Origin of the sequence: Amycolatopsis sp. MJM2582 (assembly GCF_000754115.1) — a bacterium.
Classification (GTDB): domain Bacteria; phylum Actinomycetota; class Actinomycetes; order Mycobacteriales; family Pseudonocardiaceae; genus Amycolatopsis; species Amycolatopsis japonica.
Genome location: NZ_JPLW01000003.1, coordinates 1,021,777 through 1,044,237 on the forward strand (window position 1 = coordinate 1,021,777; position 22,461 = coordinate 1,044,237).

General features: G+C 69.4%; 20 protein-coding genes. 14 read left to right on the forward strand and 6 right to left on the reverse strand.

Going from position 1 to position 22,461, the window contains the following annotated elements; translation table 11 throughout:
- The first annotated feature begins 52 nt into the window (after positions 1–52).
- Genes ED92_RS23610 through ED92_RS23620 form a run of 3 tightly spaced genes read left to right on the forward strand, consistent with a single transcriptional unit; the run spans position 53 to position 1,751 of the window.
- The gene (locus ED92_RS23610) at positions 53–523 is read left to right on the forward strand and encodes a GNAT family N-acetyltransferase (protein WP_037342085.1); all 471 of its coding nucleotides are present in this window, start codon (positions 53–55) and stop codon (positions 521–523) included.
- A gap of 8 nt (positions 524–531) precedes the next feature.
- Positions 532–1,062 carry a gamma carbonic anhydrase family protein gene (locus ED92_RS23615; RefSeq protein ID WP_037342086.1) on the forward strand — a complete coding sequence of 177 codons (531 nt, stop codon included), beginning with the start codon at positions 532–534 and terminating at the stop codon, positions 1,060–1,062.
- 11 nt (positions 1,063–1,073) lie between these two features.
- Positions 1,074–1,751: a uracil-DNA glycosylase gene (locus ED92_RS23620; protein ID WP_037342088.1), complete on the forward strand. Its 678-nt coding sequence runs from the start codon at positions 1,074–1,076 to the stop codon at positions 1,749–1,751.
- Positions 1,752–2,074: 323 nt separating this feature from the next.
- Here ED92_RS23620 and rpmB read toward each other — a convergent pair whose 3' ends face one another.
- Positions 2,075–2,266 (reverse strand): 50S ribosomal protein L28, encoded by a 192-nt coding sequence (gene rpmB, locus ED92_RS23625; protein ID WP_007031450.1) that lies wholly within the window; start codon positions 2,264–2,266, stop codon positions 2,075–2,077.
- 133 nt (positions 2,267–2,399) lie between these two features.
- Here rpmB and ED92_RS23630 point away from each other — a divergent pair, with 133 nt between their 5' ends.
- From ED92_RS23630 to ED92_RS23650, 5 genes are all read left to right on the forward strand, one after another.
- Complete coding sequence (locus tag ED92_RS23630) at positions 2,400–3,983, forward strand: DAK2 domain-containing protein (RefSeq protein WP_037342089.1); 1,584 nt, start codon at positions 2,400–2,402, stop codon at positions 3,981–3,983.
- Positions 3,984–3,987: 4 nt separating this feature from the next.
- Positions 3,988–6,141: an ATP-dependent DNA helicase RecG gene (gene recG, locus ED92_RS23635; protein WP_037342091.1), complete on the forward strand. Its 2,154-nt coding sequence runs from the start codon at positions 3,988–3,990 to the stop codon at positions 6,139–6,141.
- 83 nt (positions 6,142–6,224) lie between these two features.
- On the forward strand, positions 6,225–6,605 hold the full coding sequence (locus ED92_RS23640) for a hypothetical protein (protein ID WP_052120821.1): 381 nt from the start codon (positions 6,225–6,227) through the stop codon (positions 6,603–6,605).
- Positions 6,602–8,653, forward strand: coding sequence for a caspase family protein (locus ED92_RS23645; RefSeq protein WP_052120823.1), 2,052 nt, complete (start codon positions 6,602–6,604; stop codon positions 8,651–8,653). Before ED92_RS23640 ends, ED92_RS23645 begins: the two co-directional genes overlap by 4 nt.
- A gap of 2 nt (positions 8,654–8,655) precedes the next feature.
- A complete protein-coding gene (locus ED92_RS23650) occupies positions 8,656–9,159 on the forward strand; it encodes a GNAT family N-acetyltransferase (RefSeq protein ID WP_037342093.1) in 504 nt (167 codons plus the stop codon).
- Here the strand turns inward: ED92_RS23650 and ED92_RS23655 are convergent.
- Both ED92_RS23655 and ED92_RS23660 read right to left on the reverse strand, forming a co-directional pair.
- Positions 9,149–9,556 carry a hypothetical protein gene (locus tag ED92_RS23655; RefSeq protein WP_037342095.1) on the reverse strand — a complete coding sequence of 136 codons (408 nt, stop codon included), beginning with the start codon at positions 9,554–9,556 and terminating at the stop codon, positions 9,149–9,151. The genes ED92_RS23650 and ED92_RS23655 overlap by 11 nt on opposite strands.
- A 130-nt stretch (positions 9,557–9,686) precedes the next feature.
- Positions 9,687–10,304, reverse strand: coding sequence for a TetR/AcrR family transcriptional regulator (locus ED92_RS23660; RefSeq protein ID WP_037342096.1), 618 nt, complete (start codon positions 10,302–10,304; stop codon positions 9,687–9,689).
- A 31-nt stretch (positions 10,305–10,335) separates the two neighbouring features.
- Here ED92_RS23660 and ED92_RS23665 point away from each other — a divergent pair, with 31 nt between their 5' ends.
- The 5 genes from ED92_RS23665 to ED92_RS23685 all read left to right on the forward strand — a co-directional run bounded on the left by ED92_RS23665 (position 10,336) and on the right by ED92_RS23685 (position 18,324).
- The gene (locus ED92_RS23665) at positions 10,336–11,496 is read left to right on the forward strand and encodes an erythromycin esterase family protein (RefSeq protein ID WP_037342598.1); all 1,161 of its coding nucleotides are present in this window, start codon (positions 10,336–10,338) and stop codon (positions 11,494–11,496) included.
- Between the two features lie 69 nt (positions 11,497–11,565).
- Entirely contained in the window at positions 11,566–12,465 is a 900-nt protein-coding gene (locus ED92_RS23670) for a S8 family peptidase (RefSeq protein WP_037342600.1), read from the forward strand.
- 88 nt (positions 12,466–12,553) lie between these two features.
- Complete coding sequence (locus ED92_RS23675; protein ID WP_037342097.1) at positions 12,554–15,931, forward strand: pyruvate carboxylase; 3,378 nt, start codon at positions 12,554–12,556, stop codon at positions 15,929–15,931.
- A gap of 83 nt (positions 15,932–16,014) precedes the next feature.
- Entirely contained in the window at positions 16,015–16,809 is a 795-nt protein-coding gene (locus tag ED92_RS23680; RefSeq protein ID WP_037342098.1) for an arginase family protein, read from the forward strand.
- 231 nt (positions 16,810–17,040) lie between these two features.
- Positions 17,041–18,324, forward strand: a complete 1,284-nt coding sequence (locus ED92_RS23685; RefSeq protein WP_037342100.1) for a CdaR family transcriptional regulator — start codon at positions 17,041–17,043, stop codon at positions 18,322–18,324.
- Positions 18,325–18,396: 72 nt separating this feature from the next.
- Here ED92_RS23685 and ED92_RS23690 read toward each other — a convergent pair whose 3' ends face one another.
- A complete protein-coding gene (locus ED92_RS23690) occupies positions 18,397–19,770 on the reverse strand; it encodes a DUF6801 domain-containing protein (protein ID WP_037342102.1) in 1,374 nt (457 codons plus the stop codon).
- A 73-nt stretch (positions 19,771–19,843) separates the two neighbouring features.
- A complete protein-coding gene (locus ED92_RS23695) occupies positions 19,844–20,470 on the reverse strand; it encodes a DUF6801 domain-containing protein (protein WP_037342104.1) in 627 nt (208 codons plus the stop codon).
- Positions 20,471–20,815: 345 nt separating this feature from the next.
- On the opposite strand from ED92_RS23695, the gene ED92_RS23700 reads away from it, so the two are divergent.
- Positions 20,816–21,730, forward strand: a complete 915-nt coding sequence (locus tag ED92_RS23700; RefSeq protein ID WP_037342106.1) for a hypothetical protein — start codon at positions 20,816–20,818, stop codon at positions 21,728–21,730.
- 64 nt (positions 21,731–21,794) lie between these two features.
- Here the strand turns inward: ED92_RS23700 and ED92_RS23705 are convergent, their stop codons facing one another.
- On the reverse strand, positions 21,795–22,454 hold the full coding sequence (locus tag ED92_RS23705; protein ID WP_037342108.1) for a hypothetical protein: 660 nt from the start codon (positions 22,452–22,454) through the stop codon (positions 21,795–21,797).
- Positions 22,455–22,461: the final 7 nt, after the last annotated feature.

Genomic DNA, 22,461 nt, shown 5'->3' on the forward strand with positions numbered 1-22,461 from the left:
GAACCTAGCGCTCGCTTCCCCGGCGGGAGGGCGGATCGCTAATCTCGCGCCCATGGACCTTCGTGTGCTGGCCTACGACCACCCCGACGCGGTGAAACTGTTGGCCGAAGCCCAGCTCGAGCTGGCCGCCCGGTACGGCAGCGAAGACGAGACGCCCATGGACGCGGCGCAGTTCGCCTCGCCGAAGGGACTGTTCCTGGCCGCCTACCTCGACGACGTCCCGGTCGCGTGCGGTGCCTGGCGGGCGCACGACGGTCCGGACCCGCTGCGGCCCGGCGACGCCGAGATCAAGCGGATGTTCGTGATGGCCTCGGCGCGCGGCCGTGGCCTCGCGCGGGCGCTGCTCGCCGATCTGGAGCGGACGGCCGCCGAGGCCGGGCGGCTGCGCATGGTGCTGGAGACCGGGGACAAGCAGCCGGAGGCCATCGCGCTGTACGAGTCGGCCGGTTACCGGGAGATCCCGGGTTTCGGGTACTACAAGGACGAGCCGGAAAGCATCTGTTACGGCAAGTCGCTGGTATAGGAGGACGGATGCCGATCTACGCACTGGGCGACCTCGAACCCTCGATCCACCCGGACGCCTACGTCCATCCCGACGCGACGGTGATCGGCGACGTCCGGATCGCGGCGTTCGCGTCGGTGTGGCCGCAGACGGTGCTGCGAGGCGACCACGGGTACATCGAGATCGGCGAGCGGTCCAACGTCCAGGACGGCTGCGTCCTGCACTGCACCCGCAAGGAGCCGACGATCATCGGGAAGTCCTCCGCCGTCGGGCATTCCGTGCACATCGAGGGCGCGCGGATCGGCGAAGGCTGCCTGATCGCTTCGGGATCGGTGGTGCTGAACGGAACCGTCGTCGAGGACGGCGGGATGGTCGGCGCGGGCGCGGTCCTCTCCTACGGGTCCTATGTGGACAGTGGGCATATCGCGCTCGGTGTCCCCGCCAAGACCCGGCCGAACACGTCGTTCGGGCCGGACATGATCAAGCTCGTGGTGGACGGGTATGTCGAGCGGGCGGCCCGGTTCCGGGTCGAACTCCGGCGGCTCGACGGACGTGAGTAAGCTCGCACGCCGTGACCGCACGACCGCTGCAGGACATCGTCGAAGCAGGCTGGGCGCAGGCCCTCGAACCGGTGGCGCCGCAGGTCGCCGCGATGGGGGAATTCCTCCGCGCGGAGATCGCCGCGGGCCGGACCTATCTCCCGGCGGGTGAACACGTGCTGCGGGCGTTCCAGCAGCCGTTCCACGACGTGCGGGTGCTGATCGTCGGGCAGGACCCGTACCCGACGCCCGGGCACGCGGTCGGGCTGAGCTTCTCGGTGGCGCCGGACGTCCGGCCGATCCCGAAGAGCCTGATCAACATCTACAAGGAGTACTGCGAAGACCTCGGGTACCCGCTTCCGTCGAACGGCGACCTGACGCCGTGGGCCGACCAGGGAGTCCTGCTGCTCAACAGGTCGCTGACCGTGCAGCCGGGCAAGTCGAACTCGCACCAGGGCAAGGGCTGGGAAGCGGTCACCGAGCAGGCCATCAAGGCCCTCGCGGCGCGGGACGAGCCGATGGTCGCGATCCTGTGGGGCCGCAACGCGCGGAATCTGAAGCCGATGCTGGGGAAGGTGCCGTGCATCGAGTCGGCGCACCCGAGCCCGCTCTCGGCGCACGCCGGCTTCTTCGGCTCGCGGCCGTTCAGCCGGGCGAACCAGCTGCTGGCCGATCAGGGCGCCGGCCCGGTGGAGTGGAAGCTCCCCTGAGGTTTTGCGCGTGAAGGCCTCCTTTCCTCGGCTGAGCCGAGGAAAGGAGGCCTTCACGCGCATTGAGGCACTTGTGTGACAGCAGTGACCGCTGTGACTCCTGAGGTTTCGCCGCGGTCCGTGAAGGCCTCCTTCACTACCTTCAGGGTAGGGAAGGAGGCCTTCACGGACGGTGCGGGCTGCGGCTCGGTCACCGTGGTCGTGAGTGGCGATTCGGGTTCTAAGCCGAATCGCCACTCACGACCAACGCCACCCGACCGCCACCAGAGCACAAAAAATGGCGGGTGCCCCGAAGAGCACCCGCCATTCCCCAAAAACCCGGCTCAGCCGCGAACGACCTTGCCCGCCTTGATGCACGAGGTGCAGGCGTTCAGGCGCTTGCGCTGGGACAGACCGATCTTGGCGTGAACGGTCTGGATGTTCGGGTTCCACCGGCGGTTGGTACGCCGGTGGGAGTGCGAGACCGACTTGCCAAAGCCCGGTCCCTTGCCACAGACGTCGCACACGGCAGCCACGTCGAACTCCTCTGGATCTGGGACAAAGAATGATGCGCCCAGCATGCTGGGCAACTCGACCATAGTAACCAGTGGCTCAGAGCCCTCCGGCACCGGGTCGATACCCTCGCTGGAACAGGTAGGAGGTTACGGGGTGCGGGTGCTGGACGTGGCGGCGGTCTCGGCTTGGTCCGCGGCCTGTGTGCACAGCTTGGCCGTGCTGCGGCCGGCGATCGACGGCATCAACGTCTACCCGGTCGCCGACTCCGACACCGGCTCCAACCTGCTGTTCACCATGACCGCGGCCCGCGACGCGCTGGCGGGGGCCGAGCCCGCGACGACCGCCGAGGCGCTGGCGGCGTTCGCCAAGGGCGCGGTCGCGGCGGCCAAGGGCAACTCCGGCGTGATCATGTCGCAGGTAGTACGCGGGATCGCCGAGTCGGCGGCCGCGAGGGAGCTCGACGGGCCCGGGCTCGCGGAGGCGCTCGGCTGCGCGGACCGGGCCGCCACGGGCGCGGTGAGCCGTCCGGTGGCCGGGACCATTCTGACCGTCCTCCACACCGTCGCCGCGGCCGTCCGCGACGCGACGGGCTCACTCGAAGAGGTAGCCGCCGAAGCCGCGCGCGTCGCCGCCGAAGCGCTCGAAGAGACCCCGAAGCAGCTGCCCGTCCTGGCGGTGGCCGGGGTGGTCGACGCGGGTGCCCGCGGCCTGGTCGCGGTCCTCGACGCCCTTGCCGGCGTGATCTCCGGCGGCCTCACCGAGCCGGAGCACCCGCTCGAAGCGCATCACCATCACACGATCGACGCGCCGACCGCGTGGGAGGTCATGTACCTGCTCGACGGCGTCGACGAAGGCAGCCTTCCCGGGCTTCGCAAGACCCTCAGCGGCCTCGGCGACAGCGTCACCGTCGCGGGGGACGGCGCGGGCGCGTATGCCGTCCATGTCCATTGCGCGGACATCGGCGCGGCGCTGGAGGCAGGGATCGAGCTCGGCCGTCCCCGCCGCGTCCGGGTCGAGCCGCTGATCACGCCCACCCCGGTCGAGGTCGGCGGCGGGATCGACCGGTCCGTGGTCGCCGTGGTCCACGGTGGGCAGCTGGCCGAGCTCCTCCGCGCGGAGGGGGTCGCGGTGCTGGCGGTCCCGCAGGGCAGCGAGCCGACGGTCGAGGAGATGCTGGGCCTGATCAACGAGGCCGCCGGGCACCACGTCACCGTCCTTCCCGGCGGGCAGCGGCTGACCGCGGCGGCCGACGCGGCGGCCGGGCACGCGATGGCGGCGGATCGCGACGTCGTCGTCATCCCGTGCGTTTCACCCGTCCAGGTGCTCGCCGCGCTGGCCGTCCACGACAAGGACCGCCGCACCAACGACGACGTGGTCGCGATGGCCGAAGCGGCGGCCGCGACCAGGCGTGGCGAACTGCGGATCGCGCAGGAGGAGTCGCTAACCTGGGTGGGCCGGGCGCAGGCCGGTGACGTCGTCGGCCTCGTCGACGGCGAGGTCGTGCTGATCGAGCCCGCGCCCGCCTCGGAGACGAGCCTGGTCGCGGCGGCGGTCGGCGTGCTGAACCGGATGCTGGCCCTCGGCGGCGAACTGGTCACCGTGCTGACCGGCGTGGACGCGCCGGTCCGGCTGCCGGGTGAGCTGGCCGACCAGCTCCGCCTGGAGCATCCCGAGGTCGAATTGACGAGTTACGCCGGCGGTCAGTCCGACGCCGTGCTGCTGATGGGGGTGGAGTGACCGCATGACCAACCTGCGCGCGGACCTCAAGCTGGTCGTGGGCGCGGCGACGGCGAAGGCGCTGGCCAAGGGCCTCAAGATCGAGACGGTCAGCGACCTCCTGCGCCACTACCCCCGCCGCTACGCCGAGCGCGGGCAGCTCACCGACATCGCCGGTCTCGAACTCGGCGAGCACGCCACCGTGATGGCGCGGATCGAGCGGGTCAACAAACGCCGGATGAAGGCGCGCAGCGGCACCTTGCTCGAAATGGTGATCACCGACGGCAAACGCCGCCTGCAGTGCACCTTCTTCAACCAGGCCTGGCGCGAGAAGGAGCTCGTGCCCGGCAAGAACGGGCTGTTCGCGGGCAAGGTCACCGCCTTCCGCGACGTCCTCCAGCTGGCGAACCCCGAATACGAACTGTTCGACGCCGACCGGCAGGCCGAAGCGATGGACGACTTCCTCGCCGAGATCATCCCGGTGTACCCGGCGGCGCAGGGGATCCCGACCTGGGTGATCGCCAAGGCCGTCCGGCAGGTGCTGGACGTGCTGGAGGTCGACGAGGACCCGATGCCGATCGAGCTGCTCGCCCAGTACGGCCTGCCCAGCCTGGAAAGCGCGCTGCGCGGTATCCACCGCCCGTCGGGCTGGGACGCGCTGAACTCCGCGCGCCGGCGGCTCAAATGGGACGAAGCCATGGCGGTGCAGCTGATTTTCGCGCAGCGACGGCATTCCCTGGTCTCGCGGCCCGCGAAAGCCTGCCCGCACACCGAAGGCGGCATCCTCGACGCCTTCGACAAGCGGCTCCCGTTCGCACTGACCTCGGGCCAGCAGGAGATCGGCGAAGAGATCGCCCGTGATCTGTCCACCGAGCATCCGATGAACCGGCTGCTGCAGGGTGAGGTCGGTTCCGGCAAGACGGTGGTCGCGTTGCGCGCCATGCTGCAGGTCGTCGATTCCGGACGGCAGGCGGCGATGCTCGCGCCGACGGAGGTTCTCGCCGCGCAGCACGCCCGGTCGTTGCGCGAGATGCTGGGCGACCTCGGGCAGGCGGGTGAACTCGGCGGCGCGGAGAACGCGACGCGCGTGACCCTGCTGACCGGTTCGATGGGTGCCAAGGAACGCAAGAAGGCGTTGCTGGAGACGGTCAGCGGCGAGGCCGGGATCGTCGTCGGCACGCACGCGCTCATCCAGGACACCGTGTCCTTCGCGGATCTCGGCCTGGTCGTGGTCGACGAACAGCACCGCTTCGGCGTGGAGCAGCGGGACGCGCTGCGTTCCCGCGGTTCCGACGAGACCAGCCCGCACGTCCTCGTCATGACCGCGACACCCATCCCGCGCACGGTCGCGATGACCGTCTACGGGGACCTGGAGACGTCCGCGCTGCGCGTGATGCCCGCCGGCCGGTCGCCGATCAAGACGTCGGTGGTGCCGGTCGCGGAGCGGCCCGCCTGGCTGGACCGGGCGTGGCAGCGGGTCCGCGAGGAATGCGGCAAGGGCCATCAGGCGTACATCGTCTGCCCGCGTATCGGGGACGAACCGGCTTCGGACAAGGGGGACAAGCGGCCCGCGCTCGCCGTCCTCGACGTGGCGCCCGAGCTGGCCGAAGGACCGTTGAAGGGGCTGAAGATCGGCGCCCTGCACGGCCGGATGCCCGCCGACGACAAGGACGCCGTGATGCAGGCGTTCGCCAAAGGTGACCTGGACGTGCTCGTCGCGACCACCGTGATCGAGGTCGGCGTGAACGTGCCGAACGCGACGGCGATGGTGATCATGGACGCCGACCGCTTCGGCATCAGCCAGCTGCACCAGTTGCGCGGCCGGGTCGGCCGGGGCAGCGTGCCGGGGCTGTGCCTGCTGGTCACCGAAACCCTGGACGGCACGACCACCCGCGAGCGGCTCGCCGCCGTCGAGTCCACGACGGACGGTTTCGAACTGTCCAGAATGGACTTGGAACTGCGCCGCGAGGGCGACATCCTCGGCGCCGCGCAGTCGGGGAAGAAGTCGACGCTGAAGCTGCTGTCGTTGCTGCAGGACGAGGAGGTCATCGCCGAGGCGAGGGCCCGCGCGTCGGAAATCGTCGAAAAGGACCCGGCCTTGGGGAATTACTTGGGGCTGGCGCACATGATCGCGGACGTCGTCGACGAAGATCGCGTGGAGTACCTGGAAAAAAGCTGACGTGAACATCTCTGCCCGATCGGACCTTGCCGCCGGACGGGCAGAGGGGTTTTCCTCGATCCGTACGGGCGAGGGAGGCCGGGATGACAGCAGCGGTGCGGGTCCAGCTCGGTGAGGAGGGGGCCGACGCGGAACGGGTCGAGCGGCTCGCCGGGTACCTCCGAGGCGAACTGATCGATCGCGGCGTCTCCGACGTCAAGGCGTTGCCCGCCGGCGAGGCGCCACCAGGTTCGCGGGGCTTCGACGTGGCGACCGCGGGAGGCCTGCTCGTCACGCTCGGGAAGTCCGCCGACGGCCTGCGCTCGGTGGTGACGGCCGTGCGGGAATGGCTTTCGCGCGGCGGACGGGTGAAACGCACGGTCCGGCTGGAGATCGACGGCGACGTGCTGGAGCTGTCCGAAGCGACGCTCACCGATCAGGACAAACTCGTCGATCTCTTCGTGCGCAGGCATTCGTCGTCATGACCGGCGAACGGCGGGCCCTGATCATCGCCAACGGGGAGTACGACAACCCCGGGCTGAGCGCGCTGCGGTCCCCGGCCGCCGACGCCGAGGCGCTCGCCGAGGTTCTCGCGGACCGTGCCGTCAGCGAGTTCGACGTCCAGGTGGTACGCGACGAGACCGCGCACGTGATCGCGGGCCGGGTCGAGGATCTGTTCGCCGACAGCGCGCCGGACGACGTCCTGCTGGTGCATTTCTCTTGCCACGGCTTGAAAAGCGAATCGGGCGAGCTGTTCTTCGCCGCCCGCAACACCCGGCCGGAGCGGCTCGCGTCGACCGCCGTCCCCGCCGACTTCGTCCAGCGCTGTATGCGGATGAGCCGGTCGCGCAGCATCGTCCTCCTGCTGGACTGCTGTTACGGCGGCGCTTTCAGCCAAGGGGTCGCCGTGCGCGCCACCGGCGAGGCCAACGTGCTCGACGCGTTCCCCGGCGGGGGTTTCGGCGGCCGCGGCCGCGCGGTGATCACGGCGTCGAACTCCATCGAGTACGCCTTCGAGGGCGATCAGCTCGCCGACGACCACGCGCGGCCGTCGGTGTTCACCTCGGCACTGGTCGACGGGTTGCGGACGGGCGACGCGGACCGCGACGAGGACGGCTGGATCGCGCTCAGCGAGCTCTACGACTACCTGTTCGACAGCGTCCGGGAACGGAATCCGAACCAGACACCCAGTCGTGACATCGAGATGCAGGGCGAGCTGTACCTGGCCAGGAGCAGGCGCCGCCGGATCAAACCGTCGCCGGTCCCGGCCGATCTGCGCGCGGCGAGCGAGGATCCCAACATGTTCACCCGCCTCGGCGCGGTGACCGAACTCCAGCGACGGCTGACGAGTGAGAACCTGTCGGTCGCCATCGGTGCGCACGAGGTCCTCACGACGATGGCGCAGACCGACATCCGGCATATCGCCGAGGCAGCCGAACTGGCGCGGGCGGAAGCACGGGTGCGGGCAGAGTCCGACGTGGTCCGGTTCGGCGAGGTCGTCCGGGGAACGCGGCCGGTGGCGCGCGTCCGGCTGGCCGGGCCGCCGATCGCGCGGGCGTGCCACTTCGCTTCGTCGCATTCCTGGCTGCGGGTGACCGAGGACGCCGACGGCGCCGAGATCTCCCTGGAGCTGTCGGAACTCGGGGCGTTCGACGGGCGGATCACGGTGACCGGACCGACCGGCGAGGTCGTGGTGCGGGTCGAGGGCCAGGTGGTCGCGGAACCCGCGCCGGTGCCGCCGTCGCGGCCGGAGCCCGCCCCGCCCGTGGAGATCCCGGAAGCGGCGGTCGTGGAACCCGTGCGGCCGGTCGAAGCGGCGCCGAAGTCCGAGCCGTTCGCCATCGCCGCCGGTCTGCTCGCGTTCGCCGCCGCGGTGTACCTGGTGCCGATCAGTTTCGCGCTCAGCCACAGCATGGAGGACTTCTTCGAAGACGGCGGCTGGACGGTCTTACCGCTCGTCGCCTTCGCGACCGCGGTGGGAATCCTGATGCTCCTGCCGAACACCCGCCGGATGACGGGGCCGGGCGCACTGTGCGGGCTCGCGCTGCTGTCGGCGATCCCGTCCGGGCCGGTACTGCTGGTCCTCACTGACGGCTGCCTGTTCGCGGGCGCCGTCTGCGCGCTGATCGCGGTGCGGCGTGACCGGAGTTTCCGTCTCGGGCTGGGGAAGCCGAGGGGCGGACTCGCCGTCGCGGCCCTCGTGGCGGGGGCCGCCGGTACGGCCGGGCTGGTGGTGGAGGCCGTCGAACTGATCGACTACTCGTCGAGCCGGGCCGACGAGGCCGCGATCTACCTCGTGGTCTCGGTGGTGCTCCTGATCGGGACGCTGCTCGGTGTGCTGCTGCGGCCGGCGGCCTTCGGGATCGCCTTCCTCGGTGGAGTGGCCGGAGGCGGCATCGTCATGGTGTGCGTGCTTTCCTATGCGATGCCGAGCAGTTCGAGCGTCACCGGCGCCGGCTGGTGGATCGCGCTGGGGGCGGTGCTCGCGCTGGCCGCCGTGACCGGTTTCGCCGCCCGTAAAGCGAACGGCTGACGATGGCCACGATCCGCCTCGCGACCGTCGAGGACGCCTGGCCCATCGCGGAGGTGAACGTGCGGTCGTGGCAGTCGGCGTACCAGGGCCTGCTGCCCGAGCTCTATCTTCGCGATCTGTCCGTGGAGGGACGCGCGGCCCGCTGGCAGCGGACGCTCGCCGATCCCGCCAACCGGGGCGACATCCTGGTCCTGGTCGAAGACGGATCGCTGCTCGGCTTCACCGCCGTCGACCGGATCCGCGGGGAACTGCGCGCGATCTACCTCGAACCGGCGCGCTGGGGAACCGGACTGGGCAGGCTGCTGCTCGACACCGCCGTCGCCGCGCTGCGGGATTCGGGGCACCGCGAGGCGACGCTCTGGGTGCTCGAAACCAACGAACGCGCCCAGCGTTTCTACTCGGCCGGGGGATGGGTGCCGGACGGGGCGACGAAGACCGACACCATGCCCGGCGAGGACGTCCCGCTTTCCGAAGTGCGCTACCGGATCGATCTCGTCAGCGCTTGAACCAGGCGGTCTCTTCGGGTTTGTTGAGGGTGACGATGATGCCGACGGCGATGCCCATACCGATCAGCTGGGTGATCGCCCCGCCGTTGACCAGGCTGATCAGTCCCATGACGACGGAGAGCCCTTCCACGGCGATGACCGTCGGCCGCACCCAGGGCGAACCGTGGGAAATCCTTATCGCGCAAGCGATCAGCACGACGGCGACGACGAAACCGAGGATCGCCAGCGCCAGGGCGAGGCCGGCTTCCTCGTTGCCGTGGTCGAGTTCGTTGATCGCGAGCGCGGTCACGAGCACGCTGACGAGGACGTTGAGGACCGCTTGCACCCAAAGGAAAACGCGGACGATCTTGAGCTGGCGCGGCATCTCGCGCGTCGGCTTCCGGACTTCCTCGGTCATGACGGTCCCCTCTCGTGGCACGGAGAGACCAGTCTGGCCCGGAAAGTTCCCGGCGCTGACGGTAAAACTGACCAACCCTCCCGCATTCAGAGGACTAAACGCGGGTGGTTGGTACCCCGAACTTCCGCATTTAGTCCTCTGAATGCGGGAGGGGGACGAAGGCGCCGGAGGCGGCAGCGGCGGCCACGGCCCGTGCGGTGACCCGAGCGTCCGCCAGCGTGACACTTTCCCGCGACAGGAAGAGCCGGTAGAACATCGGCCCGCACACCGCCCGCACCAGTTCGTCGCCATCCGTGCCTGCCGGGATCTCGCCCCGCGCGACGGCCCGTTCCGCGATCGGCGCCATACGCACGTGCCGGTCGGCGTAGAAGTCGTGCAGCGCCTCGGCCGCTTGCGGAGACTGGAAGGCCGCCAGCACCGACGCCGTCGGCAGTTCCTTCAGCGCGGGCTCGGTGAAATACCGCACCACCTCGGCCGCGAGTGCGTACAGATCGTCCTCGAGCGACCCCGTGTCGGGCGCTTCCCAGTCGTCCTCCGCGCCCATCTGCAGCGCGGCGGCGACGAGACCGTCCGGTGAGGACCAGCGCCGGTACACCGTGGTCTTGTGCACGCCGGACCGCTCGGCGACCGCGTCCACGGTCAGTTCGCCGAACCCGCGTTCGGCCAGCAGATCGAGGGTGGCGTGCAGGACGGCTTGGCGCGTGCGCTCGGTCCGGCCGCCAGGCCGCTGGGTACCGGAGGTTGCCAATTGCTACTCCTGTTGCGTTAGTGTGGCCAGTATGTCAGACCCAGCGAAGATCGCCGAACTCGTCGGGGACGCCAAGATCGTCGCCATCGGTGAGAACAACCACCACGTCCACGAGTTCGGGGACCTGCGCAATCGTTTGCTCCGCCACCTCGTCGAGCAGCACGGCTTCCGGGTCTTGGCGTTCGAATCCGGATTCGCCGAAGGACAGCTCGTCGAAGACTGGCTGAAGGGCGCGCCCGGGGACGTCGCCGACATCGGTCGCGACGGCTTCACGTTCTCGCTCGGGGAGTCCCCCGAGGCGCACGAAATGCTGACGTGGCTCCGCGAACGGGGCGACGTCCGGTACTACGGTCTCGACGTACCGAGTTCCGCGGGCTCGCCGGTACCGTCGCTCGACGCCGTCCGCGCCTATCTGTCCACTGTGGATGAGAACGCCACGGGCCTCGTCGATGCGGCGATCGAGGCGACCAAGGGGTACGCGTCGGTCAGCAGCGCGGACGCGCCCGCCAAGTACGCCGCCCTGGACGCCGAGGCCAAGGACAAGGCGACCGCGGCGCTCACGCGGCTCAAGACGCACCTCACTTCGCTGCGTCCCGTCTACGGGGACACCGCCGTCGCAGAGCACCACGTCGAAGGCGCGTTGCGCGTCGACGCGTACCTCGCCGAGGTCGCCGCGATGATGTCCGGCGACGCGCCCGCCCTGCAGAGCGGTTCGCGCGACGCGTACATGGCCGACACCGTCCGGCTGATCCGGCGGCTTCACGGTGACGACACGAAGATCGTCGTGTTGCTCCACAACGGACACCTCCAGCGCGTGCCGTTCTCGCCGTTCCCCGGCCTCACCTCGCCGTCGGCGGGGACGCATCTGGCCGCCGAATTCGGCGACGACTACTTCGCGCTCGGGCTCACCGCGGTCGAGGGCGAGACCACCGGGCTCAAGCCCGATCCTGAAGCACGGCTCGGGTTCACCGTGTACCGCCAAGACCTCGAAGCACCGGTGGACGGCAGCGTCGAAGCCGAAGGCCCTGGGTTGATGGATCTCCGCGCACGGCGGGGAACCGCTGGACCCCAGAGCATCCGGCACGCGCACCTGTTCAACCCCGTCGACGTCGTCGAGGCGTTCGACGCGCTGGTCTGCTTCCCGAAGTCGACGGTCAGCGCCCATATCGGCCAAGACCAGTCGAACGGGTGACACTCCGGGGTTGCCGCCCCACAGGTACAGGCGTAGAGCCAAGGCATGATCATTCGACTGGTACGGATCATGGCCGCGCTGGCGCTCCTGGTGCTGGTGGCGCAGCCCGCTTCCGCGACGGAAGTCCAGCAGAACCCGCCGAACTGGGGGCTGGACCGGATCGACCAGCGAACGGGCCTCGATCAGCTCTACCACTACGAGACCGAAGCCAAGGACGTCACGGTCTACGTGATCGACAGCGGGGTCGACGCGGCGCATCCGGACTTCGGGGGCCGAGTCAAACCCGGTAAGGACTTCCTGAACGGCGGCACGGACACCTCCGACACCAACGGTCACGGCACGTACCTGGCCGGTGTCGCCGCGTCGAGGACCTTCGGCGTCGCGAAGGCCGCGCAGATCGTCCCGGTCCGGGTGATCGACGCGCAGGGCGGCGGCGCGACGGACAAGATCATCGCGGGTATCGACTGGGTGACACAGAACGCACAGCAGCCCGCCGTCGCCGTCCTCGGTATCGGCGGTGCGGCCAACGACCAGCTCGACGCCGCCGTCCGGGCGCTCGCGGCGGTCGTCCCGGTCGCCCTCCCGGCGGGCGGCGAGGCCACCGACGCGGGGAAGTTCTCACCCGGCCGGGTCACCGAGGCGCTCACCGTCGGATCGACCGACGCCAGTGACCAGGTCGGGTCGACGTCGAACTACGGCGAGGTCGTCGACCTGTTCGCACCCGGCGTCGACGTGCCGGGACCCAATGCGGGCGGAAGCGGCGGCCGGGTGCTCAGCGGCACGTCGTCGGCCGCCGCGCACGTCGCCGGGGTGGCCGCGCTGTACCGGGCCCTGCACCCGGACGCCTCGGCGCCGGACGTCGCGAAAGCCCTCGTCGACCTCGCTTCCGTCGATGTGCTGACCGGCGTCCACGAGGGCACCGCGAACAGGTTGCTGCAGAGTCCCGGAGCGCAACTCAGCCAGGGATGATGTCCATCACCTGGGCAACAACTCCCGCCCTGCGGGAGCAAGCAGGTAACGTGCCTCACCTACCGATCCGATGATGGGAAGGACCGGCATGTTCCGCAAGGTACTGGTCGCCAACCGGGGTGAGATCGCCATCCGCGCGTTCCGCGCCGGATTCGAGCTCGGCGCGGGCACGGTGGCTGTGTTCCCGCACGAAGACCGCAATTCGCTCCACCGGCTGAAGGCCGACGAGGCCTATGAGATCGGCGAACCCGGTCACCCGGTGCGGGCCTATCTGTCGGTCGAGGAAATCGTGGCGGCCGCCAAGAAGGCGGGCGCAGACGCCGTCTACCCCGGCTACGGCTTCCTCTCCGAGAACCCGGACCTCGCGCGCGCGTGCGAGGACGAAGGAATCACCTTCGTCGGACCGAGCGCGGACATCCTCGAGCTGACCGGCAACAAGGCCCGCGCGGTCAAGGCCGCCCGCGACGCCGGTGTGCCGGTGCTGGGTTCTTCCGAACCGTCCTCCGACGTCGACGCGCTGATCGCCGCGGCCGAGGAGATCGGCTTCCCGGTGTTCGTCAAGGCCGTCGCCGGTGGTGGCGGACGCGGTATGCGCCGCGTCCAGGACCCCGCGCAGCTGCGCGAGTCCATCGAGGCCGCCGCGCGCGAGGCCGAGTCGGCCTTCGGCGACCCGACGGTGTTCATCGAGAAGGCCGTCGTCGAGCCGCGCCACATCGAGGTCCAGATCCTCGCCGACGGCGCGGGCAACGTGATCCACCTCTACGAGCGCGACTGCTCGGTCCAGCGGCGGCACCAGAAGGTCGTCGAGCTGGCCCCGGCGCCGAACCTGCCGTCCGAACTGCGGGACCGGATCTGCGCCGACGCGGTGAAGTTCGCCCGCCAGATCGGCTACCGCAACGCCGGCACCGTCGAGTTCCTGCTCGACCGGGACGGCAACCACGTCTTCATCGAGATGAACCCGCGTATCCAGGTCGAGCACACGGTGACCGAGGAGGTCACCGACGTCGATCTCGTCCAGTCGCAGCTGCGCATCGCCTCCGGTGAGACACTCGAAGACCTCGGCCTCTCGCAGGACAAGGTGTACCTGCGCGGCGCCGCCCTGCAATGCCGCATCACCACCGAGGATCCCGCCAACGGCTTCCGCCCGGACACCGGGATGATCAGCGCGTACCGCTCGCCCGGTGGTTCCGGCATCCGCCTCGACGGCGGGACGGCGTTCGCCGGCACCGAGATCAGCGCGCACTTCGACTCGCTGCTGGTGAAGCTCAGCTGCCGAGGCCGCGACTTCAAGACCGCCGTCGGCCGTGCCCGCCGCGCCGTCGCCGAGTTCCGGATCCGCGGTGTGGCCACGAACATCCCGTTCCTGCAGGCCGTCCTCGACGACCCGGACTTCCGCGAAGGCCGCGTCACGACGTCGTTCATCGAGGAGCGCCCGCATCTGCTCACCGCGCGCCATTCGGCCGACCGCGGGACCAGGCTGCTGACCTACCTCGCCGACAAGACGGTCAACAAGCCGCACGGCGAACGTCCGCGCACCCTCGACCCGCAGCTCAAACTGCCGAAGCTGCCCAAGGGTCTCGAACCGGCGCCCGGCTCGAAGCAGAAGCTCACCGAACTCGGCCCGGAGGGCTTCGCCCGCTGGCTGCGGGAGTCGCCGACCATCGGCGTCACCGACACCACCTTCCGCGACGCGCACCAGTCGCTGCTCGCCACCCGCGTGCGGACGAAGGACCTGCTCGCCGTCGCGCCGGTCGTAGCGCGGACCACGCCGCAGCTGCTTTCGCTGGAGTGCTGGGGCGGCGCGACCTACGACGTCGCGCTGCGGTTCCTCGCCGAAGACCCGTGGGAGCGGCTGGCGAAGCTGCGGGAAGCGGTGCCGAACATCTGCCTGCAGATGCTGCTGCGCGGCCGCAACACCGTCGGCTACACGCCGTACCCCACCGAGGTGACCAACGCCTTCGTCGAGGAGGCGACGGCGACCGGCATCGACATCTTCCGGATCTTCGACGCGCTCAACGACGTCGAGCAGATGCGCCCGGCGATCGAAGCCGTCCGCGAGACCGGATCCGCCGTGGCCGAGGTGGCGCTCTGCTACACCTCGGATCTGTCGGACCCGTCGGAGAAGCTGTACACGCTGGACTACTACCTCAAGCTGGCGGAACAGATCGTCGGCGCGGGGGCGCACGTCCTGGCCATCAAGGATATGGCGGGCCTGCTGCGGGCGCCGGCGGCGGTGCGGCTGGTTTCCGCGCTGCGCAAGGAATTCGACCTCCCGGTGCATATCCACACGCACGACACCGCGGGTGGGCAGCTGGCGACGTACCTCGCCGCGATCCAGGCCGGGGCGGACGCCGTCGACGGTGCCGTCGCGTCGATGGCGGGCACGACGTCGCAGCCGTCGCTGTCCGCGCTCGTCGCGGCCACCGACCACTCGGACCGGCCGACCGGGCTGGACCTGCAGGCCATCGGCGACCTGGAGCCGTACTGGGAGAGCGTGCGCAAGATCTACGCGCCGTTCGAGGCTGGGCTCTCGTCGCCGACCGGGCGCGTGTACCACCACGAGATCCCGGGCGGCCAGCTGTCGAACCTGCGCACGCAGGCGATTTCGCTCGGCCTCGGCGAGCGGTTCGAGGACATCGAGGCGATGTACGCGGCCGCGGACAAGATCCTCGGGCACCTGGTCAAGGTCACCCCTTCGTCCAAAGTGGTCGGTGACCTCGCGCTGCACCTCGTCGGCGCGGGCGTCTCGCCTTCGGATTTCGAGGCGGAGCCGAACAAGTTCGACATCCCCGACTCGGTGATCGGCTTCCTGCGCGGCGAACTGGGCGACCCGCCCGGCGGTTGGCCGGAGCCGTTCCGCACCAAGGCCCTCGAAGGCCGCGCGCAGCCGAAGCCGGTGCAGGAACTGTCCGAAGAGGACCGCAAGGGGCTCGCCGAAGACCGGCGCGCGACGCTGAACCGGCTGCTGTTCCCCGGGCCCACGAAGGACTTCGAGGCGCACCGCGAGCAGTACGGCGACACTTCGGTGCTGCCGTCCAAGGACTTCTTCTACGGCCTGCGGCCGGGCGAGGAGTACTCGGTCGACCTGGAACAGGGTGTCCGGCTGCTGATCGAGCTGGAGGCCATCGGCGAGGCCGACGAACGCGGCCTGCGCACGGTGATGTCCACGCTCAACGGCCAGCTGCGCCCGATCCAGGTCCGTGACACCTCGATCGCGTCGGACATCCCGGCGACGGAGAAGGCCGCCAAGGGCGACCCGAAGCAGATCGCCGCGCCGTTCGCGGGCGTGGTCACGCTGCAGGTGTCCGAGGGCGACGAGGTCGAGGCCGGTGCCACGGTCGCGACCATCGAGGCGATGAAGATGGAGGCGTCGATCACGGCGTCGACCGGCGGCAAGGTGTCGCGGCGCGCGATCAACGCCGTCCAGCAGGTGGAAGGCGGGGACCTGCTGCTCGTCTTGGAGTGATTTGCCCGTGAAGGCCTCCTTGCCTCGGCTGAGCCGCGGGAAGGAGGCCTTCACGCGCTTGCGGCGCTCGCTAACGTGGACCGGTGCTGATCAACGCCGTACCCCAGTTCCAGGGCGCACTGACCGAGCGGGCGCCGGAGTTGCCCGAGGGCTGCGTCGCGCTCGCCGAGCTCGCGGGCCACGTGCTGGGCATGCCGGTGCACCACATCCGGCAGACGCGCGAGACCTCGCCCGCGGTCGACGGCATCGCCAACCGCGCGGTGCTCACCGGCGCGAACCGGGCCGCACAGCTCGCCGCACTGGAGGCGCCTGGCGGGCCCGTGCTCACCATCGGCGGTGACTGCGGGGTCGAGCTGATCCCGATCGGCGTCGCGCGCTACCGCTTCGGTCCGGGGCTCGGTGTCGCCTGGTTCGACGCGCATTCCGACCTCAACACCGCGGAGACGTCGCCGTCGGGCGCGTTCCACGGCATGGTGCTGCGGTCGCTGCTCGGCGAGGGCGACCCGGAGTTCGCCGCGAATCCGCCGGTCGAACCCGGGCGCGTGGTGCTCGCCGGGACGCGGGCCTTCGACGACGCCGAGCGGGCCGTGGTCGAGCGCGGGCTCGTCGTCGAGACGGCCGACGTCGCCGCCGGGCTGGCGGGTGCGGACAAGGTGTACGTCCATCTCGACCTCGACGTGCTCGACCCGGCGGAGTTCGACGGGCTGAACTATCCGGAGCCCGGTGGCTTGACGATCGAACGTCTGGTGACGATGCTTCGCGGGCTGAGCGATTTCGAGGTCGTCGGCGCGGGGATCACCGAATGCGCCGGCACCGAGGTCCGCGTGCTGGCCCCCGTGCTCGAAGTACTCGGTGAATTGCTCACCGGAAGGCGATGACTCTGCGTCACGGTCGCATCCACTTCGGCCGTTCGTACGTACCGCGCGAGGCGTTTGCCGGGCACTTGTCATCAAAATTCAGGGCTGCCCCGTGATTTTGTCACGATGGTGACAAGAAATCGGTTTCTTCTGCGAAAGGTGACACATTCACGGGCGACTTCGCGATGTGTTCGTTGTCACCCCACGACGATCGTGGGATGTCTGGACGCTGGGCGGAGCAAAGGAGCTGCGATGTCGGTGGAGCGCGGAATCGAACACGCTGCGCAGCCTCCCGCGGTACTTCCCCGCAAACTCGCCGACATTTTGCGACCGGAGCTCGGCAGTCTCGCCAACGAGATCGTCGACGAGATCCGGGCGACCATCCCCGCGTACGCGCGCCCGCTCGACGGGCCCTACGGCAAATCGATCCGTGCGGGCGTCGAGTACGCGATCACGCTGTTCGTCGCCCAGATCGCGGATCCCAGCGTCTCCAAGGAACAGTCGCACGAGGTCCATCACCGGCTCGGGCAGAACGAGATGCGGGAAGGCCGCAGTCTCGACACCCTCCAGTCGGCGTACCGGGTCGGCGCCCGGGTCTCGTGGCGGCGCATCATGCGCGTCGGGCGCCGCAGCGGGCTCTCGTCCGCGGTGATGTCGCAGCTGGCCGACGCGATGCTCGCGTTCATGGACGAACTCGCGTCCGTCGCGCTGGACGGGTACCTCGAAGCGAAGGCGCGCACCGCCGGCGCGCTGGACACGTGGCGCCGCAAACTGCTGCACCTGGTGCTGGAGACGCCGCCCGCGCCGTCGAAGGCGATCGCGGAACTCGCGCAGCTGACCGGCTGGACGGTGCCCGAACGCGCCACCCCGGTGGTGCTGCACCCGATCGGCGAGACCGTCAGACCCCGGCGGCACAACGCGGTGGATTCGGACGTCCTCGCCGAACTCGACTGCGCTGAGCCGCGTCTGCTCGTCCCCGGCGAGATCTCGATCGCCCGTCTGGCCACCCTGCAGGCCGCGCTGCCGGAGTACCGGCTGTCGATCGGCCCGTGCCGTCCGCTGGATTCCGTCGCCGATTCCCTCCGCTGGGCGCGCGAAGCCTTGTACCTGTCCGAACGCGGCATCATCCAGGCCCGCCGGGTGATCCGCGCCGAAGACCATCTCGCCACCCTGCTCGTGAACGCCGACGCCGCGCTGACCTGCCAGCTGCGCGAACGGCTGTTCGCCCCGCTCGCCGAGATGACCGGGAAACAGCGGGAACGGCTGCTCGAAACCCTCCGCGCCTGGCTCGACAGCCAGGGCAACGTCGTCGACATCGCCGAGCGGCTCCAGGTGCATCCGCAGACCGTCCGGTACCGCATGCGGCAGCTGCAGGCGACCTTCGGCGAGCACCTGCGCGACCCGGGGGCGCGGTTCGAGATGGAGCTCGCGCTGCGGGCCGGGGTCGGCCTTTCCGCTTCGCCCGAAGGCTTCACGCTTCCTGAGGTGCTGCCGTCGCCGCGTAAGAGTCCACAGTGGACGCCGAGTGGGTCGTAGGGGCCCGCCTGGATGTCATGAAAGGGCCGTTCAGGACGAAAAACGTCCTGAACGGCCCTTTCATGACACTCGTCAGCGGCCCGCCGGCGGCTCGACGTTCGGGCACTTGCGCTCGGGGTCCCAAGGCAACCCGACCTGGTTGACCCCGACGCAGGCCTGGTTCCCCGGCCCCGAAGCCATCCCGGTCAGCAGCGAGTCGAGATCCTCCTTCGCGCCGCAGCCCGAGAACGGGGGCAGCGTGAAGTCCCGATAGGCGGGATCCGTCCACTTCGGATCGGTGCGCACCACGCCGCCGGTGAACATCCCGTACTTCTCCCCGCGAAGATTGATCTTGATCGGCTCGGCGGTGAGGCAGTGGTCGCCGACGTCGAGGGCGACCCCGTTGATGGTGACCCCGCTCAGTTTCCCGTAGACCTTGAGCGGGGTGAGGACGGTCGAGCTGCCCTCCGGCTCCGGGATCGAAACGCCGTCGACGTCGATGATGTGATTGCCGGTCGCGTAGTCCTCCGGCAGCAGCTCCATGGTCGCGGTGATCGGAACGAAGCCGAAGCCGAGGAAGCTCATCTTGCTCGGCGGCATGATGACGGAGCCGGTGATCTTGCCGGGCCCTTCGGTGTTCTCCAGATCGACGTGCCACACCGCGTTGACCATGAACGCGGGCTTCAGCCGGGCGAAGGCGCCGAGCTTCGTGATGGACGACGTGCCCTGAAGCTCGAACGGCTGCAACGCGATCGGGAAGAGGGCGTCGGCGTGGACGTCGTCCGCGGCCCGCGCGTCGGTACCGGGTTTCTTCTGCTCGCCGGGTTTGCCGGACTGCGGCTTGGGTTTTCCGAGCGGCAGGAGCGCGACACTGCCGAGAAGCGTGTTCTGGTCCGGCTTCTGGGTGCAGGTGATCGGTTTGAGCGGCGTTTCCGCTGCGGTCAGCGCGAGCGACGGCGCGCCCGTGCTCAGCCGCAGTTCGGACGGCACCTTCAGCAGGATGTCGGGGACGGTGCCCGTCGCGACCAGCTTCAGTTCGCCGGTGGCGGGGACCTTCGTCGCCGGGATCGTCACGGACACCGGGATCGGGGTCTTCTTGTCCCCGTTCGCGGCCGTGAGTTCGACGGTCGCGCCACCCGTGACCTCGGCGACGGTTCCGAGCGAGCCCTCGCCGATCGTGAAGGTCAGCGAGAAGTCCTTGATCTGAACGGGTTTCCCGGTCGGGACGACTTTCGGCAGCGTCGCCTGGACGTCCATGGTGACCGGCCGTTCCCCGGCGGGATCCGGGAAGACGCAGGTGTTCGCGAGGCTCTGGTGCGCGGACGTGGTGCCCTGCGACGGCGCCGGCGGTGGCGTGTCCGGATCGGTCGCGGCCGAAGAGGACAGTGCCCCGCTCACCCCCACGAGCAGGATGACGCCCGCCAGAACGGGAAACCTCCCGAGTGCCCGGCGAACCTGCTGCGTCATGGGTGTTCCTCTCGTGCCTCGCGCGGATGGAGACCGTGCGGGGCGGGCGTCCCCGCCCCGCACGGGTGGTTCATCAGGTGATCGGGATCGCCGGGCTGAACGCGCGGTTCTGCGCCGGGTTGGTGTTCTTGACGGTGCAGTTGAAGTTCCACGCCGTCCAGGTGCCGTCCTTCTTGTGGAAGTCCAGCGGAGCGTTGATCGTGGTGCCGAGGGAGATCACGCCCGAGCCGGGAGCGCCCGCGGTCAGCGTCGGAACACCGGTGCCGGCGTCCTGGACGATGTTGAACGACCGGGGGCCGGGCACGTACGGGTTGATCTGGGTCGGAACGTCCAGGTTGGTCACCGTCGCCGACGTCGGGGTGGCGTTGGTGGCGGTGATCGGCATGTTGGCCTTGCCGCGGACACCGTCGTAGTTGGCGGCGTTGAGCAGCGCGTTGATGGTCGCGTTGATCGTCGCGGTGCCGCCGACACTCGACGGAGTGGCGGTGCCGCCGGAGGCGACCGAGTCCGGCCCGACGAAGTTCGCCTTCACGTCCAGCTGCTGCTGGCCGATGCCGGGGAAGTTGCACATGTAGGCGACGGTGCCGGTGGCGTAGGTGGTCGCGGCGGCGGCCGTGCCGGCGGTGAGCACGGCGACGGCGCCGAGCACGATGCCGGTGGTGGCGACGCCTGCCGACAGCTTGCCAAGTCTACGGGACATACCTGTCATCTCCTTTGATCCAGTTTACGTCTCGGGCGGCTTTCCCCATGCGCCTTTCGGCGGATTTTTCTGATCAAATATGCTCGACTCGAGCGGCTTTCTCGGTGGTGGGGTAAACCGAGGTTACCCGCGAGTTATGTACGTAACAAGGATTCATGTCGACATGTTTCGAAGTGGGTGAGACGCCCGTTCTTTCTTGTCAGCGGGCGCTGAATGCGATTATGAAGTTTGTCCGTGGATGACAAAGAGGCGGCCGATCGGTGCAGCCGGGTTAACATTCGGCGCATGTCTTCCGAGAATCGACGATCGGCATCACGACGGGTAGCGGGCGTCGCGATTACCGTAATGATCGCAACGGTTTCCCTTTGCGGTACGGCGAGCGCCGCGCAGACCGGCGAAGCGCGGCCATGGGGGAGCAACGACTACGGGCAGGGGACCATACCGGCCGCCGCGCTCGGCGCCAGTGCGGTCTCCGCCGGCGCGATCACCCATCTCGCGCTCAAGGACGGCGGGGTGATCGCCTGGGGGAACGACAGTTACGGCCAGTTGTCGGTTCCGGCGGCGGCCACGTCCGGCGTCTCGGCGATCGCCGCCGGCTGGGCGCACGAACTCGCGCTGAAGAACGGCGGGGTCATCGCCTGGGGCAACGGTTTCTACGGCCAGAACGTCGTACCGTCGTCCGCGACCTCGGGGGTCACGGCGATCTCCACCAGCGCGTACTTCAACCTGGCGCTCAAAACGAACGGCAGCGTGGTGAGCTGGGGCTCGCGGACCACGGTCCCCGCGTCCGTGTCCTCCGGGGTCACCGCGATCTCGGCGGGCGGCGACCACGGGCTCGCGCTGAAGAACGGCGGCGTGATCGGGTGGGGCAGCAACGGAAAGGGCCAGATCACGGTGCCCGCGGCGGCGACCTCCGGGGTCAGCGCGGTCTCGGCGGGGCTCCGGCACAGCATCGCGCTGAAGAACGGCGGCGTGATCGCGTGGGGTGACAACTTCTACGGCCAGGCCACGGTTCCGCCGGAAGCGCAGTCCGGCGTGATCGCCATCGACGCGGGCTTCAACCACAACGTCGCGCTGAAGGCCGACGGGAGTGTCTTCGCCTGGGGCAGCAACGTGAAGTCCGAAAGCCGTGACACCAGCACGGAACCGCCGACGGACTTCTGGAAGTTCTCCGGCGTGTGCGCTCCGGTCTACGCCGTTTCCGCCGGTGACAGCACCGGCGTCGCGCTGGTCGACCCCACGGCGCCGTACTTCTGCTGACGTTCCGTGAAGGCCTCCTTGAGAGACCCAGGGTCCCTCAAGGAGGCCTTCACGGACTTGAGCGTCAGGACAGGTTCGACTTCATGCTCAGGTTGATCGTGTTGTCAGGACCGGAGATCAACGCCCCCAGCGCGAGGTCGTTGATGAAGCAGTCCTTGAACTCGGGGATGGTGAAGGTGCCCGAGGACGGGATCGTCTCCGCGAACAGGTCGACGTTCTTCGAGATCAGGGTCAGGTCGAGCGGCTTGACCGTCTTGCAGGCGTTCGGCACCGTCGGCAGCGGGATGACCGGCCAGAACAGGCCGACCACGATGTTGTCGATCAGCATGTTCGCCTGCGAGTGGGTGGTCAGGTCGCCGTTGGCCAGCGTGCCGGTGACCGGGCCGGTCGGCTCGATCCGCACGCGGGCCTTGATCTTGAAGACCCCCGAGACCAGCGAGATGTTCGCCGTCGACGGCGGCAGGGCCAGATCGCCGCGGATGCCGACGTTGTCACCGTCGATGACCAGTGCGCCGTTGAGCTGACCGGGGCCGAGGTCGAGGGTGCCGCCGGTCTTCTTGACCGTGGTCTTCCCGGTGACGGTGTAGGAGACCGGGATCTCCACCGGGTCGTCCGCCAGCGCGGGGGTCGCGGCGAGGCTGCCCGCCATGGCGAGCGCGGACGTGAGCGCGACGACCGTGCCGAGACGGCGACGGGCTGTTTTAGGGCGCGTTCGACCGAACATGGGATTC

What these genes read in the sequence shown, in the direction of transcription:
- ED92_RS23645 (WP_052120823.1), top strand. Translation starts at nt 6,602, where the DNA reads ATGACCGGCGAACGGCGGGCCCTGATCATCGCCAACGGGGAGTACGAC.
- ED92_RS23670 (WP_037342600.1), top strand. Translation starts at nt 11,566, where the DNA reads ATGGCCGCGCTGGCGCTCCTGGTGCTGGTGGCGCAGCCCGCTTCCGCG.
- ED92_RS23690 (WP_037342102.1), bottom strand. Translation starts at nt 19,770, where the DNA reads ATGACGCAGCAGGTTCGCCGGGCACTCGGGAGGTTTCCCGTTCTGGCG.
- ED92_RS23695 (WP_037342104.1), bottom strand. Translation starts at nt 20,470, where the DNA reads ATGTCCCGTAGACTTGGCAAGCTGTCGGCAGGCGTCGCCACCACCGGC.
- ED92_RS23705 (WP_037342108.1), bottom strand. Translation starts at nt 22,454, where the DNA reads ATGTTCGGTCGAACGCGCCCTAAAACAGCCCGTCGCCGTCTCGGCACG.
- ED92_RS23685 (WP_037342100.1), top strand. Translation starts at nt 17,041, where the DNA reads ATGTCGGTGGAGCGCGGAATCGAACACGCTGCGCAGCCTCCCGCGGTA.
- ED92_RS23665 (WP_037342598.1), top strand. Translation starts at nt 10,336, where the DNA reads ATGTCAGACCCAGCGAAGATCGCCGAACTCGTCGGGGACGCCAAGATC.
- ED92_RS23650 (WP_037342093.1), top strand. Translation starts at nt 8,656, where the DNA reads ATGGCCACGATCCGCCTCGCGACCGTCGAGGACGCCTGGCCCATCGCG.
- ED92_RS23640 (WP_052120821.1), top strand. Translation starts at nt 6,225, where the DNA reads ATGACAGCAGCGGTGCGGGTCCAGCTCGGTGAGGAGGGGGCCGACGCG.
- ED92_RS23655 (WP_037342095.1), bottom strand. Translation starts at nt 9,556, where the DNA reads ATGACCGAGGAAGTCCGGAAGCCGACGCGCGAGATGCCGCGCCAGCTC.
- ED92_RS23675 (WP_037342097.1), top strand. Translation starts at nt 12,554, where the DNA reads ATGTTCCGCAAGGTACTGGTCGCCAACCGGGGTGAGATCGCCATCCGC.
- ED92_RS23610 (WP_037342085.1), top strand. Translation starts at nt 53, where the DNA reads ATGGACCTTCGTGTGCTGGCCTACGACCACCCCGACGCGGTGAAACTG.
- ED92_RS23700 (WP_037342106.1), top strand. Translation starts at nt 20,816, where the DNA reads ATGATCGCAACGGTTTCCCTTTGCGGTACGGCGAGCGCCGCGCAGACC.
- recG (WP_037342091.1), top strand. Translation starts at nt 3,988, where the DNA reads ATGACCAACCTGCGCGCGGACCTCAAGCTGGTCGTGGGCGCGGCGACG.
- ED92_RS23615 (WP_037342086.1), top strand. Translation starts at nt 532, where the DNA reads ATGCCGATCTACGCACTGGGCGACCTCGAACCCTCGATCCACCCGGAC.